Genomic DNA, 14,811 nt, shown 5'->3' with positions numbered 1-14,811 from the left:
CTCAAGCCGGGGCCCCCGGCGCCTGCCCGGACGGCGCCGGGTCGGTCAGGTAGACCTCGGCGCCCACCTGCTCACCGGAGTGCGCGGCGGCCTGCAGCTTCAGGTCCAGGCCCTCCCTGCGCATGCGCAGGTCGATGTAGAGCAGCGCGGTGGCGCCGGCCGTGAACGGGCTGGTGACCGCGGCGGACAGCACCATGCCGACGTAGGTCAGGGCCGAGTTCGCGATCGGGCTCCACGCGGCGTCGGGGGCGAGGAACAGCACCGCCATCGAGCCCATGCTGAACGGGGTCGACAGCAGGCTGCCGACGAGCTGGACGATGAGCATCGTCAGCAGCAGGATCCCGAACACCCGCCACCAGCTCCTGCGGGTCAGCGCCCACGAGCGCCCCAGGGCGCGGGCCGGGCCGATCCGCTCCAGCACGACGGCCGGCATCGCCAGCGCGATCTTGACGTAGATCCAGGCGGCGAGCACGCACGCGGCGAGGAGGCCGGCCAGCATCACGATCAGGCCGGTGATCGGTTCGACGGCCATCAGCAGCGCGCCCACGAACACGACGGCGAACAGGACGGCGGTCCACAGCAGGGAGATGAGGAACACCAGCCCGATGAGGCCCAGGATCGCGCCGATCCGGCCGCGCACGGCCCGCAGCGCCTCCTTCAGCGACATCCCGTGGCCGAGCACGGCCGCGCCCACGACCGCGGCCAGCAGCCCGTTCAGGACGTTGGCGGCGATGTACTGCACCAGCGCGCCGCCGTAGACGCTGACCAGACTGAACACGGAGAACGGTATGGCGTCGGGGGGCGGCGCGGCCGTGGGGTCCTCCAGGATCGGCCCCATGTAGGACGTGTACTCGTCCATGAAGGTGCCGAACCCCAGCGCCGGCAGCAGGCTGGCCACCGCCATGACGATCAGCGACAGCCCCAGCGTGGCCTTGGGGTTGTGCCGGACGTAGTTGAACGCGCCGTTGAACACGTCACCGAGGGTGAGCGGGCGCAGCGCGACCACGCCGGGCTTGGGTTCCGGCGGGCGAGGGGGGTAGGGGCCGTAGCCGCCGTGGCCGCCATAGGGCGGCTGCCCCGGAGGCTGCCCGGGCGGTCCCCAGCCGGCTCCGCCCGGAGGGGGCGGTGGCGGGGCCTGGCCGCCGCCGGGCGCGCTCCACCCCGCTCCGCCGGGCGCCTGGGGGTCCGGCGGGCCCCACTGGCCTCCCGGTGCGCTCCACGGGGCCTGTCCGGGCCCCTGGGCCGCACCGCCGGGCTCGGGGCCGGACTCGGGGTCCGGTCGACTCCCAGGGGCCCGCCACGCCTGACCGTCCTCCTGGGTCATCGATCCTCCCGATCCCTGTCATCGCACTGAACCCGGGCGTGTGGTTACCCAGGCTAGGTCAGTCCAACCTACTGCCGGACCATGTATGCCAGGGGCCTTATTCGCCGCTTATCGGCCAACCGATACCGTTCATTCTTTTTGTATGCTTTCGTTATCTACCGGCCATGTCGCCCGGGGTCGGGTGAGTGCCCGCTCTGGACGGGGCGGCGGGTGAGACGGCAGGGTGTCCGAGGGGAATCCGGCCGCCGTCATCTGCCGCGCGCCGTGATCACCGCCCGTCACCTGCCCGATGATGGCAAGGTTAGGGGCGGATGGTCGCTCCATGGGGGGACCCCGGCAGAAGAGATCGAAGTTTTGCCGCTTGAGTGTCCGGAAAGGAGAAGGCGCTCGGGCCGTCATCCCGCCACGGGGTGCCAGCGAGCGCCGGAAAATCGATGAAGGGACGCGTACTGGTCGTCGACGACGACCTCGCTCTCGCCGAAATGCTGGGCATCGTCCTCAGGGGCGAGGGGTTCGAGCCGTCGTTCGTACACGACGGCGACAAGGCCCTGGAGGCGTTCCGCGAGACAAAGCCTGACCTCGTGCTGCTGGACCTCATGCTGCCCGGGGCCGACGGAATCGACGTGTGTCGCCAGATCCGCGCCGAGTCCGGCGTTCCCATCGTGATGCTCACAGCGAAGAGCGACACGGTGGACATCGTGCTCGGCCTGGAGTCCGGCGCCGACGACTACATCGTCAAGCCGTTCAAGCCCAAGGAGCTCGTCGCCCGTGTTCGGGTGCGCCTGCGCCGCACGGAGGAGCCCGCTCCCGAGGTGCTCCAGATCGGCGACATCACGATCGACGTGGCGGGGCACTCCGTGCGCCGCGAGGGTCAGCCGATCAGCCTCACCCCGCTGGAGTTCGACCTGCTCGTCGCGCTCGCCCGCAAGCCGCGCCAGGTCTTCACCCGCGAGGTGCTGCTGGAGCAGGTCTGGGGATACCGGCACGCCGCCGACACCCGCCTGGTCAACGTGCACGTCCAACGGCTCCGGGCCAAGATCGAGAAGGACCCCGAACACCCGGAGGTCGTCGTCACGGTGCGCGGTGTCGGCTACAAGGCCGGTACCGCCTGAGCGGTCCAGTGACGGCATCGGTGCCGGGCATCGCCGGCGACGCGAACGCGGCGCACCCGCCAGAGGGCGAGGTCGTCGCGCCGTCGCGTTGGCAGTGGGGCGCCGGCGCGCTCCGCAGCGGCTACCTCGTCGCCCAGCGCGCCGCCCGCGCGCTGGTGCGCGGCGTGCACTCCCGCTGGCGGCGGTCCCTGCAGCTCCGCGTGGTCACCACCACCCTGGTGATCTCGGCGCTGGTCACCGCCGTGCTCGGGTTCTTCCTGATGCAGCAGATCCAGACCGGCCTGCTCACGGCCAAGCAGGAGGCCGCGCTCAACGACCACCACGCCGGCCTGACCCACGCCATCAGCGTGCTCCAGGACAGCGACCAGTCCGACCGGGACCGCCAGCTCGACCAGATCATCGGCGACCTCGGCGCGCGCAGCGGCGCCACGGGGCTCTACGAGGTCGTCATCATGCCGTCGGTGGGCGGCATGACCGGCAGGGCCACCGGCGACGTCGACGAGTCGAGCGTGCCGACGCAGTTGCGCGAGGAGGTGCGCAACAGCACCGAGCTGGAGAGCCAGTACGCCCGCTACACCGAGATCGTCCGCCGCGACGGGCCCAGGGAGCCGGCCCTCGCCGTCGGGGCCCAGTTGTCCAGCGCCTTCGAGCTCTACTACCTGTTCCCGCTCGACCACGAGCAGGACATGCTGGACCTGGTGCAGGGCACGCTGGTGGCGGTGGCCTCGGCGCTGATCCTGCTGCTGGCCGCGATCGCCTACGTGGTCACCCGGCAGGTGGTCACCCCGGTGCGGCAGGCGGCGAGCTCGGCCGAGCGGCTGTCCTCGGGTGATCTGTCGGAGCGGATGAAGGTGCGCGGCGAGGACGACCTCGCCCGCCTCGCCATGTCCTTCAACGACATGGCCGGCAACCTCCAGGAGAAGATCCACGAGCTGGAGGAGCTGTCCAAGGTCCAGCGCCAGTTCGTCTCCGACGTCTCCCACGAGCTGCGCACCCCGCTGACCACCATCCGGATGGCCGGCGACCTGCTCTACGAGGACCGCGAGGACCTCGATCCCGCCATGGCCCGCTCGGTGGAGCTGCTGCAGAGCCAGTTGGAGCGCTTCGAGGAGCTGCTCGCCGACCTGCTGGAGATCAGCAGGCACGACGCCGGCGCGGCGACCCTGGCGGTCGAGTCGGTGGACGTGCGCGACGCCGTGATGAAGGCGGTGGGCGACGCCGAGCAGATCGCCGAGCGGCGCGGGATCAAGGTGGTGCTGCGGCTGCCGGCCGAACCCTGCGTCGCCCAGTTCGACGCGCGCCGGATCAACCGGATCCTGCGCAACCTCGTCGTCAACGCGATCGAGCACAGCGAGGGCAAGGACGTCATCGTGACCGCGGCGGGCGATCGCGACGCGGTGGCGGTCGCGGTCCGCGACTTCGGCGTCGGCCTGAAGGAGGGGGAGGAGCACCTCTGCTTCGACCGGTTCTGGCGGGCCGACCCCGCCCGGGCCCGGACGACGGGCGGCACCGGGCTGGGCCTGTCGATCGCCAAGGAGGACGCCCTGCTGCACGGCGGGTGGCTCCAGGCGTGGGGAATGCCCGGCAAGGGGTCGCAGTTCCGGCTCTCGCTGCCGCGCAAGGCGGGCACCGAGCTGCGCGGCTCCCCGCTGCCGCTGGCGCCGCCGGAAATGGCCATCGGGCGCGTGCGGGCCGCCTTCCCCGCACCCGGTGAACTGGACGCCTCATGGTCGGGGGGATTGGGGGACACACCATGACCAGATCGTCGCTGCGCATCGGCGCCGCCGCGTCGGCGGCCTGCCTGGCCGCCACGCTGTCGGCGTGCGCGAGCGTGCCCACCGGCGGCCCCGTCGTCCAGGGCGCGGGCGGGAGCAACGACGTCGGTCAGGGCGGCTCCTACGCGCGGCTGATCCCCGCGGGCCCGCAGCCGGGCGTCGGCGAGACCGGGCTGATCCGGGGCTTCCTGGGGGACATGGGCAGCTTCGAGGAGGACTACGAGGCCGCCCGGCTCTACATGACCGACGAGGAGCGGGCGTCCTGGTCCCCCGACGGCACCGTGCTCGTCTACGGCGAGATGGACTCCGTCGGCCTCGACGTCCGGCGGAGTGAGGACGGCGAGCGCGCCGAGGTGCGGATGCGCACGCCCCTGGCCGCAACGATCGATCCGAGCGGCCAGTACGTGCCCGCGGGCCAGGGCGAGATCATCGACGTCACCTTCGAGCTGGCCAGGGTCGGCGGCGAGTGGCGGATCTCGGAGCTGCCCGAGGAGATCATGCTGAGCCGGCGCGACGTCGACCGCGCCTTCCGGCCGCTCAACCTGTACTACTTCAACCGCGACATGAGCACGCTGGTGCCCGACCCGATCTTCCTGCCGGTGCAGCCCACCAGCGAGTTGCCGGACCAGCTTTCCCGGATGCTGGCCACGATGCTGGTGAGCGGCCCCACGGACTGGCTGGAGCCCGCGGTCCGGTCCTCCTTCCCCGGGGACGCCACCGCCGACGTGTCCTACGACTCCGGCCTGGTCACCGTCGAACTGAGCTCCGAGGCCGACGGCGCGGACCCTGAGGAGCGCCTGGGCATGGTGGCCCAGCTCGTCTGGACCCTCAAGCAGCTCCCCGACGTGCGGCAGCTCACGCTCAACATCGGCGGCGACGAGGTGCGGATCCCGGCCTCCGAGGACGAGAACCTGCAGACCGACAGCGGCACCTGGAGCTCGGTCAACCCCTCCGGCGTCACCGGGAACCCGCGCGCCTACTTCATGCGCGACGGCCAGTTGTGGTCCCTGGACGGCAGGCAGCAGGAGGCCCGCTCCCAGGGTGCCCCCGGCATCGGAGACACCCCGCTGGAGCAGCACGCGGTCTCCCTCGACGAGGACAAGGTGGCCGGCGTCGGCGTCGGCGACAACGAGGTGGTCGTGGCCGAGCTCACCGAGGGCGGCGCCTACACCACCGTGCTGAGCGGGGGCGAGTACACCTCGCTGTCCTGGGACGGCTACGGCAACCTCTGGGTCGCCGAGGACATCTCCGCCGAGAAGGAGGCCGCGGAGGAGGACGAGGACGAGGACGTCGAGGACGACACCGAACGGGGCGACCCCCCGGCCGGCTCCTCCGACGCCGACCCCGAACAGGACGACGCGGCCGGCACCAGGCTGTGGCTGCTGCGGGGCGGGACCGACCCGATCGAGGTGACGGCGCCGGAGCTGAGCGACCGCACGGTCACCCGGTTGCGCGCCTCGCGCGACGGCACCCGCGTCGCGCTGCTCACCGAGGACGGCGAGAACAGCCAGGTCCTGGTGGGGCGCGTGGTCTACGACGACGCCGGAGTCCTCCTCCAGGCCTTCCTTCCGCTGGCCACGGACCTCAACGATGTCTCCGACCTCGCCTGGCGCGGGGCCGACCAGCTCGCGGTCCTGGGCCAGAAGGAGCGCGCCGCCGTCCAGGCCCACCTGGTGCCGCTGGACGGCAGCACCCAGTCGACCAGCGCCGGCGCCACGACGGGCGTCGACATGAAGAGCATCGCCGCGGCTCCGGGCCAGCCGCTGCTGGCCGGAACCGAGGACGACTACGTCTCCATGACCAACGACCGCCTGATGTGGGAGCGCGTGACCGACGGGACCAACCCGGTCTACCCGGGGTAGGGGGCCCGGTCTGGGAAGGCTGTCGCGAGAGTGCGCGCCCTTTCCGCGGACCTGCGGTGTGCAGGAGACCTGGCGCGCACCTCGCGACCGAAGCGCGTGGCGAGGTCGACGGGCGGCCGCACCACCGTCTCGGCCGCGAGGCGCGGCCCGTCCGACGAGCGGGCGGGTACGGCTCCGGCCTGACGGGGCCGCGCTCTCGCGGCAGCCTCTTTCGTCCACAGGCCGCCGGTCCGGGTGGCGGGGCGGAGATCCGCGGGGCGAGCCTGGAGGGCGTGGGGACGATCCTGTCCGGCCTGGCCGCCCTGGCCGATCTGGTGCTGCGCGCGGAGTGCGCCGGCTGCGGCGGCGCGGGCGCGCCGCTGTGCGCCGAGTGCGCCGACGTCCTGGCCCGCGGCCCCCGGCGGTGCCGCTCCCGGCCGGGGTGCCCGCCGGTGTGGGCCGCCGGTCCGCACGCCGGGCGCCACCGCGAGGTCCTGCTCGCCTTCAAGGAGCACGGGCGGCGGGCGCTGGCCGGCCCTCTCGGGCGCTCGCTCGCCCGCGCCGCCGTCGACGCCGGGGCCGGCGCGGGGCCGGTCCTGCTGGTCCCCGTGCCCACCCGGCGCTCCTCGGCGCGCAGGCGCGGCTACGACGCGGTCGGGCTGCTGGCCGCGGCCGCGGCGGCCGAGCTCACCGCGCAGCGCTTCGACGTCCGGCTGCGGCCGGTGCTGCGGCACACCCGCCGGGTCTCCGACCAGGTCGGCCTCGGGGCACGGTCGCGCCGGGCCAATCTCGCCGGCGCGCTGGAGATGCGGCCGGGGAGCGGCCCCGAGCTGCGGCGGCACCGCGTCCTCGTCGTCGACGACGTGTTGACCACCGGGGCCACGGTGGCCGAGGCCGCCCGCGCGCTCAGGGCCGGGGGCGCCGGCGTGCTGGGCGCCGCCGTTCTGGCCGAACGCGGGTAACCTCGGTTCCGCCGAGGGAGCCCCGGGTCCGGGGCCGGACCGTCAAGAACCCTTTACCGGGCGGTCCGGTTTCCCACCCCCTCGGTGTTTTGTGGGGGTACGGGACGCGGTACCGCCGTGTGCAGGGGAGATTGCCACCTGACAAGCGGTGGATATCGGGCTAGCGTTCCAGACATGGCACCCGTCCGGGTCCGTGGTTGCGTCGGGCGCGGCGCCCTCCGAGTGGGGGCGCCGGTTCGGCAAGCCGATGCCAGCCGCAGGCGAAACGGCCCACGTAAGGCGACTTTTCGTCGACCGATCACGGTGCGGCTTAGAGGTAAGACCTGCCCCGTCGGAGGACCCGATGTCCTCCAGCACAGGGAGAAGGGCAGTAGTGGCGCTCAAGCGCCGCGGGACCCTCAGCAGGCGGATGTGGGGACGAAGACCAGGTCGGCCGGACGGGTGGCATCTCTCTTCAGCATGTCCGCGGGGGAGTCCTCCCCGCGCCTCCGTCGGCCTTGCGAGCCGCTGCGATCACCCATCGGGCACCGGGTGAATACCCGTGGTCCTGTGGGTATACGGCTCCCAACATCAGCCGGCGCCGCCGTCTGCGGGCCATGGGCCGCAGACGGCGGCGGGAGAGGAGGAGGCGAACCGACGCCCACCGTTCAAGCAGGAGCGGGCACAGCAACAGCAAGCCTGGCCGTCGGCAGAGACGGCCAAGCGATGAAGGGGGTCTTGTGGACATCATCGTCAAGGGTCGGCGCACCGGCGTCAGCGACAAGTTCCGGCGGCACGCCGAAACCAAGCTGGCCAAACTCTCCAAGTGGGAGCAGAAGGGCATGAGCGTCGATGTGGAGGTGTCCAAAGAGCGAAACCCGAAGCTGGCGGATCAGCGTGAGCGGGTTGAACTGACCATCCACACCAACGGCCCGGTGATCCGGGGCGAGGCTTCCGCTGACGACCGCTACACCGCGCTCGACCTGGCTCTCGACCGCATCGAGGCGCGACTGCGCAAGGCCGCCGACCGGCGCAAGGTGCACAAGGGCAACCGAGCCCCGGTCTCGGTGGCTGCGGCGACCGCCGAACTCGCGAACTCCACCGGGGCGCCGCTCGGCGAGGTGACCCGACCGGCTCCCGTTCCCTCCCCGGCGGAAGACCCCGACGAGATCGACGGCGCGGCCGTCGACAGCGCGTTCGCCGACGAGGTCGTGGAACTCGACACCCAGGGCGGTGCCCCCGTTATCGTTCGGGAGAAATTCCACTACGCCAAACCGATGACCATTGACCAGGCCCTTATGGAAATGGAACTCGTGGGCCACGATTTCTACCTCTTCCGCGACGAGGAGCGCGACGCGCCGAGCGTCGTCTACCGCAGGAAGGGCTTCAACTACGGGGTCCTGCGCCTCATGGAATAAAGTGAGGCCCGTCTTCGAAAGGCCGTCGGCGCGCCGCGTCCGGTGAAGCGCCGGGCGCGGCGCGCCGAGGACGCGGCGCCCCCCGGTCCCGCTCGCGCATGGCGGCCGTCGGCTACGCCGCCCGCGAAAGGGTCCGCGGACGCGGACCGGCCGTTCTTCGCCGGGACGCCGGGCTCGTCCGTGCCCGCCGTCAGACGCCCTCCCCCTGGATCTCCCGGTCGCGCCGCTTGATCTTGTGCAGCGGCGTGGAGTGCGGCTCCTCGGAGTCGTAGCGCGGATCGTCCAGGACCACGTCGGTGAAGATGTCGGACACCGCGCACAGGATCCCGCCGATGACCATGGCCGCCACGCCGACGCCCAGGAGCCACCACGCGGGCCCCAGGGCCAGGGAGAGGCCGGCCAGCACGAAGCCGACGAGCAGGAACGCGACGGCGACCCACGACGCCTGGCGGCCCCGGTGGTTGTTGGTCGGGGCCCAGGCCCCGCCCTCGATCTGGTAACCGCGGATGTAGCGGCTGCGGTTGCTATTGTGCGCCATAGCGGTACCCCCAGATACCACGGACTCCGATCGGGAACCCTTATGACGGTGGATAACCCGCCTGGAACCGGATAAACCCTGATGAGGGCCGCGCCGTGGGCTTCGGGATGCCCGCGCGGGGCCGATGAGGCAATAAGCTCGCCTACCATGGAATGCTGGGGGCGAAGGATCCGTTCCGTCCTCCGGATGCGGGCCACGATTCGGCGAGGAGCGCATTAGAAGTGCCAGGCATACTCGACAAGGTCCTGCGCGCGGGCGAGGGAAAGATCCTGCGCAAGCTCAAGAGGCTCAAGGACCAGATCAACTCGATCGAGGATGATTTCGTCGATCTGAGCGACGCCGAGCTGCGCGAACTCACCGACGAGTACAAGCAGCGGCTCGAAGACGGAGAAACGCTGGAGGACCTGCTCCCCGAGGCGTTCGCCACCGTGCGCGAGGCCGCCAAGCGGACGCTGGGTCAGCGCCCCTTCGACGTGCAGCTCATGGGCGGTGCGGCGCTGCACTTCGGCAACATCGCCGAGATGAAGACCGGTGAGGGCAAGACGCTCACCGCGGCGCTCGCCGTCTACCTCAACGCGCTCGCCGGGCAGGGCGTCCACGTGGTCACCGTCAACGACTACCTGGCCCGCCGCGACGCCGAGAACATGGGCCGCATCTACCGGTTCCTCGGCCTCGAGGTCGGGGTCATCGTGCCCGACATGTCCGCGGCCGACCGCCGCAAGGCCTACCAGGCCGACGTCACCCACGGCACCAACAACGAGTTCGGCTTCGACTACCTGCGCGACAACATGGCGCTGTCGAGCAAGGACCGCGTACAGCGCGAGCACAACTTCGCGATCGTCGACGAGGTCGACTCCATCCTCATCGACGAGGCCAGGACCCCGCTCATCATCAGCGGCCCGGCCGAGCAGAACTCCCGCTGGTACTCCGAGTTCGCCAAGATCGCGCCGCGGCTGCGCCGCGAGACCGACTACGAGGTCGACGAGAAGAAGCGCACGGTCGGCATCACCGAGTCCGGCGTGGAGAAGGTCGAGGACTGGCTCGGCATCGAGAACCTCTACGAGTCGGTCAACACCCCGCTGATCAGCTTCCTCAACAACTCGCTGAAGGCCAAGGAGCTCTACCGCCGCGACAAGGAGTACATCGTCAAGGACGGCGAGGTGCTCATCGTGGACGAGTTCACCGGGCGCGTCCTGCGCGGCCGCCGCTACAACGAGGGCATGCACCAGGCCATCGAGGCCAAGGAGAAGGTGCGGATCAAGGACGAGAACCAGACGCTCGCCAAGGTCACCCTGCAGAACTACTTCCGGCTCTACGAGAAGCTGTCCGGCATGACCGGTACCGCCACCACCGAGGCGGCGGAGTTCAACCAGACCTACGGCATCGGCGTGGTGCCCATCCCCACCAACAAGCCGATGATCCGCGACGACGAGCGCGACGTCGTCTACAAGAACGAGGACGCCAAGTTCCTCGCCGTCGTCGACGACATCGCCGAGTGCTACGAGGCCGGCCAGCCGGTGCTCGTCGGCACGACCAGCGTCGAGAAGTCCGAGCTGCTCTCCAAGCTGCTCAAGCAGCGCGGCGTCGACCACGAGGTGCTCAACGCCAAGAACCACGCGCGTGAGGCGTCGATCGTGGCGCGCGCGGGCAAGCTCAAGGGCGTCACGGTCGCCACCAACATGGCCGGCCGCGGCACCGACATCATGCTCGGCGGCAACCCCGACTTCATCGCCGACGAGGAGCTGCACGCCCGCGGCCTGTCCCCGCTGGAGACCCCCGAGGAGTACGAGGCGGCCTGGCCCGAGGCCCTGGAGAAGGCCCAGAAGGCGTTCGAGAACGAGCACGAGGAGGTCGTCGAGGTCGGCGGGCTCTACGTGCTGGGCACCGAGCGGCACGAGTCGCGCCGGATCGACAACCAGCTACGCGGCCGCTCCGGCCGCCAGGGCGACCCCGGCCGCTCGCGCTTCTACCTGTCGCTGGAGGACGACCTGATGCGGCTGTTCAACAGCGCCCGGGTCGAGATCATCATGGAGCGGCTGAACATCCCCGAGGACCAGCCCATCGAGTCGGGCGTGGTCAGCAAGGCCATCCAGTCCGCCCAGGGCCAGGTCGAGCAGCAGAACTTCGAGATCCGCAAGAACGTCCTGAAGTACGACGAGGTCCTCAACCGGCAGCGCAAGGTCATCTACGCCGAGCGCGGCAAGGTGCTGGAGGGGGCCGACCTCAAGGAGCAGGTCGAGTCGATGATCGACGACGTCCTCGACTCCTACGTCCGGGTGGCCACGGCCGAGGGCGACCCGGAGGACTGGGACCTCGACAAGCTGTGGAAGGCGTTCAAGCAGGTCTACCCGATCGACTTCACCGCCGACGAGCTCATCGAGGAGAACGGCGGTGAGCTGAGCTCGCTCACCCCCGAGCTCATCGGCCACCGGGTCCGCGAGGACGCCCATGCCGCCTACGAGCGCCGCGAGGAGGAGCTGGGCGCCGAGACCATGCGCGAGGTCGAGCGCCGCGTCATCCTGCAGGTCATGGACCGCAAGTGGCGCGAGCACCTCTACGAGATGGACTACCTCCAGGAGGGCATCGGCCTGCGCGCCATGGCGCAGCGCAACCCGCTGATCGAGTACCAGCGGGAGGGCTACGACATGTTCCAGGAGATGCTGGAGGGCATCAAGGAGGAGTCGGTCGGCTTCCTGTTCAACGTCGACGTCCAGGTGAAGGACAAGCCGGGCACGGTCACCGCCTCCGGCGCGGCGGCCACCGCGACGGCGGCCCCCGTGGTCACCACGGCCGAGGAGGAGCCGCGGGCCGCCGAGCAGCCGGCGGCCGAGGAGGCCGAGACCACGGAGGAGGCCGAGGAGAAGGCCTCGGCCAAGGCCGAGGGCAAGTCCGAGGACGAGACCCCCGACGTCGTGGTCCAGGGCTTCGGCGCCGACCGCCCGAGCCGGCTGCAGTACTCGGCGCCCGACGAGACCGGCGGTGTGGAACGCCACACCGAGTCCACCGACGACGACTACGCCAACACGCCGCGCAACGCGCCGTGCCCGTGCGGCTCCGGCAAGAAGTTCAAGCGCTGCCACGGCGACCCGAAGAACCGCGCCTGACGGCTTGACGCACGAGGCAGGACCCCGCCGCCGTCGGCGGGGCCCTGCCTCGCCGATCTCGACCGTGAGTTCCAACCGCGACCATCGGGGGTTTTGAAACCTCAGCCGAAGGCGGGATCCGCGGTGGTTGGGCGACGGTGCACGCCGCCCCCGGCCCCAGGGGGCCGAGGTTGAAACCCAAGGTCAAGATCGGCGGGTCTCCGGCGCCAGCGCCTCCAGGATCTCTTCGGCCCGCTGCGTCGCGGCGGCGGCGGACACGTCCGGGTGGCCCACCAGCGGGTCCCAGTTGAGGTCGTAGTAGAGCTCGGTCACGCCCTGCTCGGCCAGCCGGGCGACGTCCGCGCGGATCTGCTCGTAGGACCCGGACAGCCGCAACCGCCGCCCGTCGGGTCCCGCCGTGCCCGCACCGGTCTCGTCCACGCGCAGCACGCCGCGCACGACCACGCGCACCGCATCGGGATCCCGGCCGGCCCGCTCCGCCGACGCGCGCACCACCGCGATGTCCTCGGCGATCGAGGCCAGGTCGGTCGCGCTGCGGCTCATCCAGCCGGCCGACGCGCGGCCGGCCCGCTCCAGCGCCGGGCGCGCCACCCCGCCCAGCAGCACCGGCGGGCCGCCGGGCTGGACGGGCTTGGGGGCCATGCGGCCGGGCGGAACCGTGTAGAACTCGCCGTCGAACGCGCTGACCTCGTCGTTCCAGAGGGTGTGCAGCACCTTCAGGTACTCCTCCGCCCGCGCGCCGCGCCGCTCCCGCTTCGCTCCGGTGGCGGCGAACTCGATCGGCGCCCAGCCGATCCCGAGCCCCAGGTCGAGCCGCCCGGCGCTGAGCACGTCCAGCGTGGCCGCCTGCTTGGCCAGGTAGGTCGGTGAGATGAACGGAAGGTTCACCAGCGCGACGCCGAGCCGGATCCGCGAGGTGCGCGCCGCGGCGTAGGTCAGCGCCAGCAGCGGGTCCAGCACGCTCCGGTAGACCGGAGCGATGTCGTTGTCGGCGGGAGCCAGCAGCCGCTGGAAGGTCCACAGCGAGTCGTAGCCCAGTTCCTCCGCCCGCTCGGCGAACCCCGCGAGGTTCTGCGGCGTCGCCCACGCGCCCGCCACGGGCGCCCCGAATCCGATCTTCATGGCACCGAACCTACGGCACCGGCGTCCGCTCCGGTCGCAAGGGGGAGGGGAGAGCCGGGGGAGACCGCGTGACGCGGCGAGGGCGGGACCCTCGTGGAGCCCCGCCCTCGCCGTGTGCCTCTTCAGGTCAGGAGGAGGATCCGCGCCGGCCCTCCCCGCGGTCGGCCGCGCCGGTCGCCTGGTCGTCCTGCACCGGGCCGCCCGCCGGACCGGTGACGGAGGCGGCGGCGTCGGGGTTCGCCGCGACCGAGGCCTGCTCCTCGACCGGCTCGCGGCCCGGCGTGGGCAGGTTGAGCTTCGTGATCGCGAAGTAGAAGACCAGGTAGTAGATGACGAAGTAGACGGCGCCCAATCCGAGGATCACCGGGAGTCCGGTCGTGTTCGACTTGAAGGAGTTGAGCAGTAGGTCGATCAGGCCGGCGGAGAAGCTGAAGCCGAGGTGCGCGTCCAGCGCGTTCAGGATCGCCATCGAGATGCCGGTCAGCACGACGTGCACGGCGAACAGCACCGGAGCGACGAAGATGAACGCGAACTCGATCGGCTCGGTGATGCCGGTGACGAAAGCGGTGAGCGCGGCGGAGATCATGATGCCGCCGACCGCCGCGCGCTGGCTCGGATGCGCGGCGCGCCATATCGCCAGTGCGGCGGCGGGCAGGCCGAACATCAGCACCGGGAAGAATCCGGAGAGGAAGCCGCCGGCGGTCGGGTCGCCGGCGAGGTAGCGGTTGATCTCGCCCTGGACGACGGTGCCGTCGGCCCCTTCGTAGCTGCCGAAGACGAACCAGACGACGGAGTTGACGATGTGGTGCAGGCCGAACGGCAGCAGTAGCCGGTTGACCACGCCGTAGACGCCGGCGCCGACCGCACCCGAACCCACGATCCAGTTGCCCAGGTCGTTGATCCACCCGCCGACGGTCGGCCAGACGAAGCCGAACACCACTGCGAGCAGCAGCGCCGCGAACGCGGTGATGATCGGAACGAAGCGGCGGCCACCGAAGAAGCCCAGCCAGCTCGGAAGCTTGATCCGGTAGAAGCGCTGCCACAAGAGCGCCGCGACGATGCCGATGACGATGCCGCCGAGCACGTCGGTGGGGTTCTTCACCCCCCAATTGATCGCGGGATTGCCGTCCGCGTCGAACGTGGTGACGGCCTCTCCCAGTTCGCCGCCGAGTTCGAAGAACAGCCATTTGGTCACCCGGTCGAAGACCATGTAGCCGACCACGGCGGCCAGTGCGGTGGAGCCGTCCGCTCTCTTCGCGAAGCCGATGGCCACACCGACAGCGAAGAGCAGCGGAAGCGCCTGGAAGAGCGCGTCACCGGCGGTGCCGATGACACCGGCGACGGGCTCCATCCAGCTCATCCCTGCGACGTCGGCCAGGCCGCCGACCTCGGGACCGTTGCTGCCGAGCATGTCGCCTTGGCCGAGGCGGAGCAGAATGCCTGCTGCGGGCAGCACGGCGATCGGCATCATCAGGCTGCGGCCGATGCGTTGCAGGATCGCCAGGATCGTCGACGACTGTTTCGGTGCGGCGGGAAGGCCGCTTTCGGCGGCCGATGCGGAACTCACCGCTGGTCCTCCCATGTGCTTGCAGTCGAGCTTGTGGCTCGGGGTGATTGGGTAATCCGACGGGATGCG

The 14,811-nt window shown here is 71.0% G+C and carries 10 protein-coding genes; 6 read left to right on the top strand and 4 right to left on the bottom strand.

The features are described 5' to 3' along the window. Position 1: 1 nt before the first annotated feature. Positions 2-1,324, bottom strand: coding sequence for a DUF7847 domain-containing protein (locus HDA32_RS23580; RefSeq protein WP_179645271.1), 1,323 nt, complete (start codon positions 1,322-1,324; stop codon positions 2-4). A gap of 434 nt (positions 1,325-1,758) precedes the next feature. On the opposite strand from HDA32_RS23580, the gene mtrA reads away from it, so the two are divergent. The 5 genes from mtrA (at position 1,759) to hpf (ending at position 8,411) form a co-directional block, all read left to right on the top strand. Next, positions 1,759-2,436 carry an MtrAB system response regulator MtrA gene (mtrA, locus tag HDA32_RS23575; RefSeq protein ID WP_179645270.1) on the top strand — a complete coding sequence of 226 codons (678 nt, stop codon included), beginning with the start codon at positions 1,759-1,761 and terminating at the stop codon, positions 2,434-2,436. An 8-nt stretch (positions 2,437-2,444) separates the two neighbouring features. Continuing rightward, a complete protein-coding gene (mtrB, locus tag HDA32_RS23570; protein WP_312863303.1) occupies positions 2,445-4,193 on the top strand; it encodes an MtrAB system histidine kinase MtrB in 1,749 nt (582 codons plus the stop codon). Continuing rightward, entirely contained in the window at positions 4,190-6,073 is a 1,884-nt protein-coding gene (locus HDA32_RS23565; RefSeq protein WP_179645269.1) for an LpqB family beta-propeller domain-containing protein, read from the top strand. Before mtrB ends, HDA32_RS23565 begins: the two co-directional genes overlap by 4 nt. Positions 6,074-6,345: 272 nt before the next feature. Then, positions 6,346-7,014: a ComF family protein gene (locus HDA32_RS23560; protein ID WP_312863302.1), complete on the top strand. Its 669-nt coding sequence runs from the start codon at positions 6,346-6,348 to the stop codon at positions 7,012-7,014. Positions 7,015-7,733: 719 nt separating this feature from the next. After that, entirely contained in the window at positions 7,734-8,411 is a 678-nt protein-coding gene (gene hpf / locus HDA32_RS23555) for a ribosome hibernation-promoting factor, HPF/YfiA family (protein WP_179645268.1), read from the top strand. A 190-nt stretch (positions 8,412-8,601) separates the two neighbouring features. On the opposite strand, the gene HDA32_RS23550 is transcribed toward hpf, so the two are convergent. Then, on the bottom strand, positions 8,602-8,949 hold the full coding sequence (locus HDA32_RS23550; protein ID WP_179645267.1) for a hypothetical protein: 348 nt from the start codon (positions 8,947-8,949) through the stop codon (positions 8,602-8,604). A gap of 221 nt (positions 8,950-9,170) precedes the next feature. Here HDA32_RS23550 and secA point away from each other — a divergent pair, with 221 nt between their 5' ends. Next, positions 9,171-12,053, top strand: a complete 2,883-nt coding sequence (secA, locus tag HDA32_RS23545; protein WP_179645266.1) for a preprotein translocase subunit SecA — start codon at positions 9,171-9,173, stop codon at positions 12,051-12,053. A 183-nt stretch (positions 12,054-12,236) separates the two neighbouring features. Here secA and HDA32_RS23540 read toward each other — a convergent pair whose 3' ends face one another. Together HDA32_RS23540 and HDA32_RS23535 are read right to left on the bottom strand one after the other, a co-directional pair. After that, positions 12,237-13,175, bottom strand: a complete 939-nt coding sequence (locus HDA32_RS23540) for a TIGR03619 family F420-dependent LLM class oxidoreductase (protein ID WP_179645265.1) — start codon at positions 13,173-13,175, stop codon at positions 12,237-12,239. A 127-nt stretch (positions 13,176-13,302) separates the two neighbouring features. Next, complete coding sequence (locus HDA32_RS23535) at positions 13,303-14,757, bottom strand: PTS transporter subunit EIIC (RefSeq protein WP_179645264.1); 1,455 nt, start codon at positions 14,755-14,757, stop codon at positions 13,303-13,305. Positions 14,758-14,811 lie beyond the last annotated feature (54 nt).

Source organism: Spinactinospora alkalitolerans, assembly GCF_013408795.1.
Taxonomy (GTDB): domain Bacteria; phylum Actinomycetota; class Actinomycetes; order Streptosporangiales; family Streptosporangiaceae; genus Spinactinospora; species Spinactinospora alkalitolerans.
This window is presented reverse-complemented; position numbering and strand designations above follow the sequence as displayed.

Excerpts from the sequence above, each read along its gene's own strand:
- HDA32_RS23580 (WP_179645271.1), bottom strand. The coding sequence starts at position 1,324 with ATGACCCAGGAGGACGGTCAGGCGTGGCGGGCCCCTGGGAGTCGACCG.
- HDA32_RS23535 (WP_179645264.1), bottom strand. The coding sequence starts at position 14,757 with ATGGGAGGACCAGCGGTGAGTTCCGCATCGGCCGCCGAAAGCGGCCTT.
- HDA32_RS23565 (WP_179645269.1), top strand. The coding sequence starts at position 4,190 with ATGACCAGATCGTCGCTGCGCATCGGCGCCGCCGCGTCGGCGGCCTGC.
- HDA32_RS23550 (WP_179645267.1), bottom strand. The coding sequence starts at position 8,949 with ATGGCGCACAATAGCAACCGCAGCCGCTACATCCGCGGTTACCAGATC.
- mtrA (WP_179645270.1), top strand. The coding sequence starts at position 1,759 with ATGAAGGGACGCGTACTGGTCGTCGACGACGACCTCGCTCTCGCCGAA.
- HDA32_RS23540 (WP_179645265.1), bottom strand. The coding sequence starts at position 13,175 with ATGAAGATCGGATTCGGGGCGCCCGTGGCGGGCGCGTGGGCGACGCCG.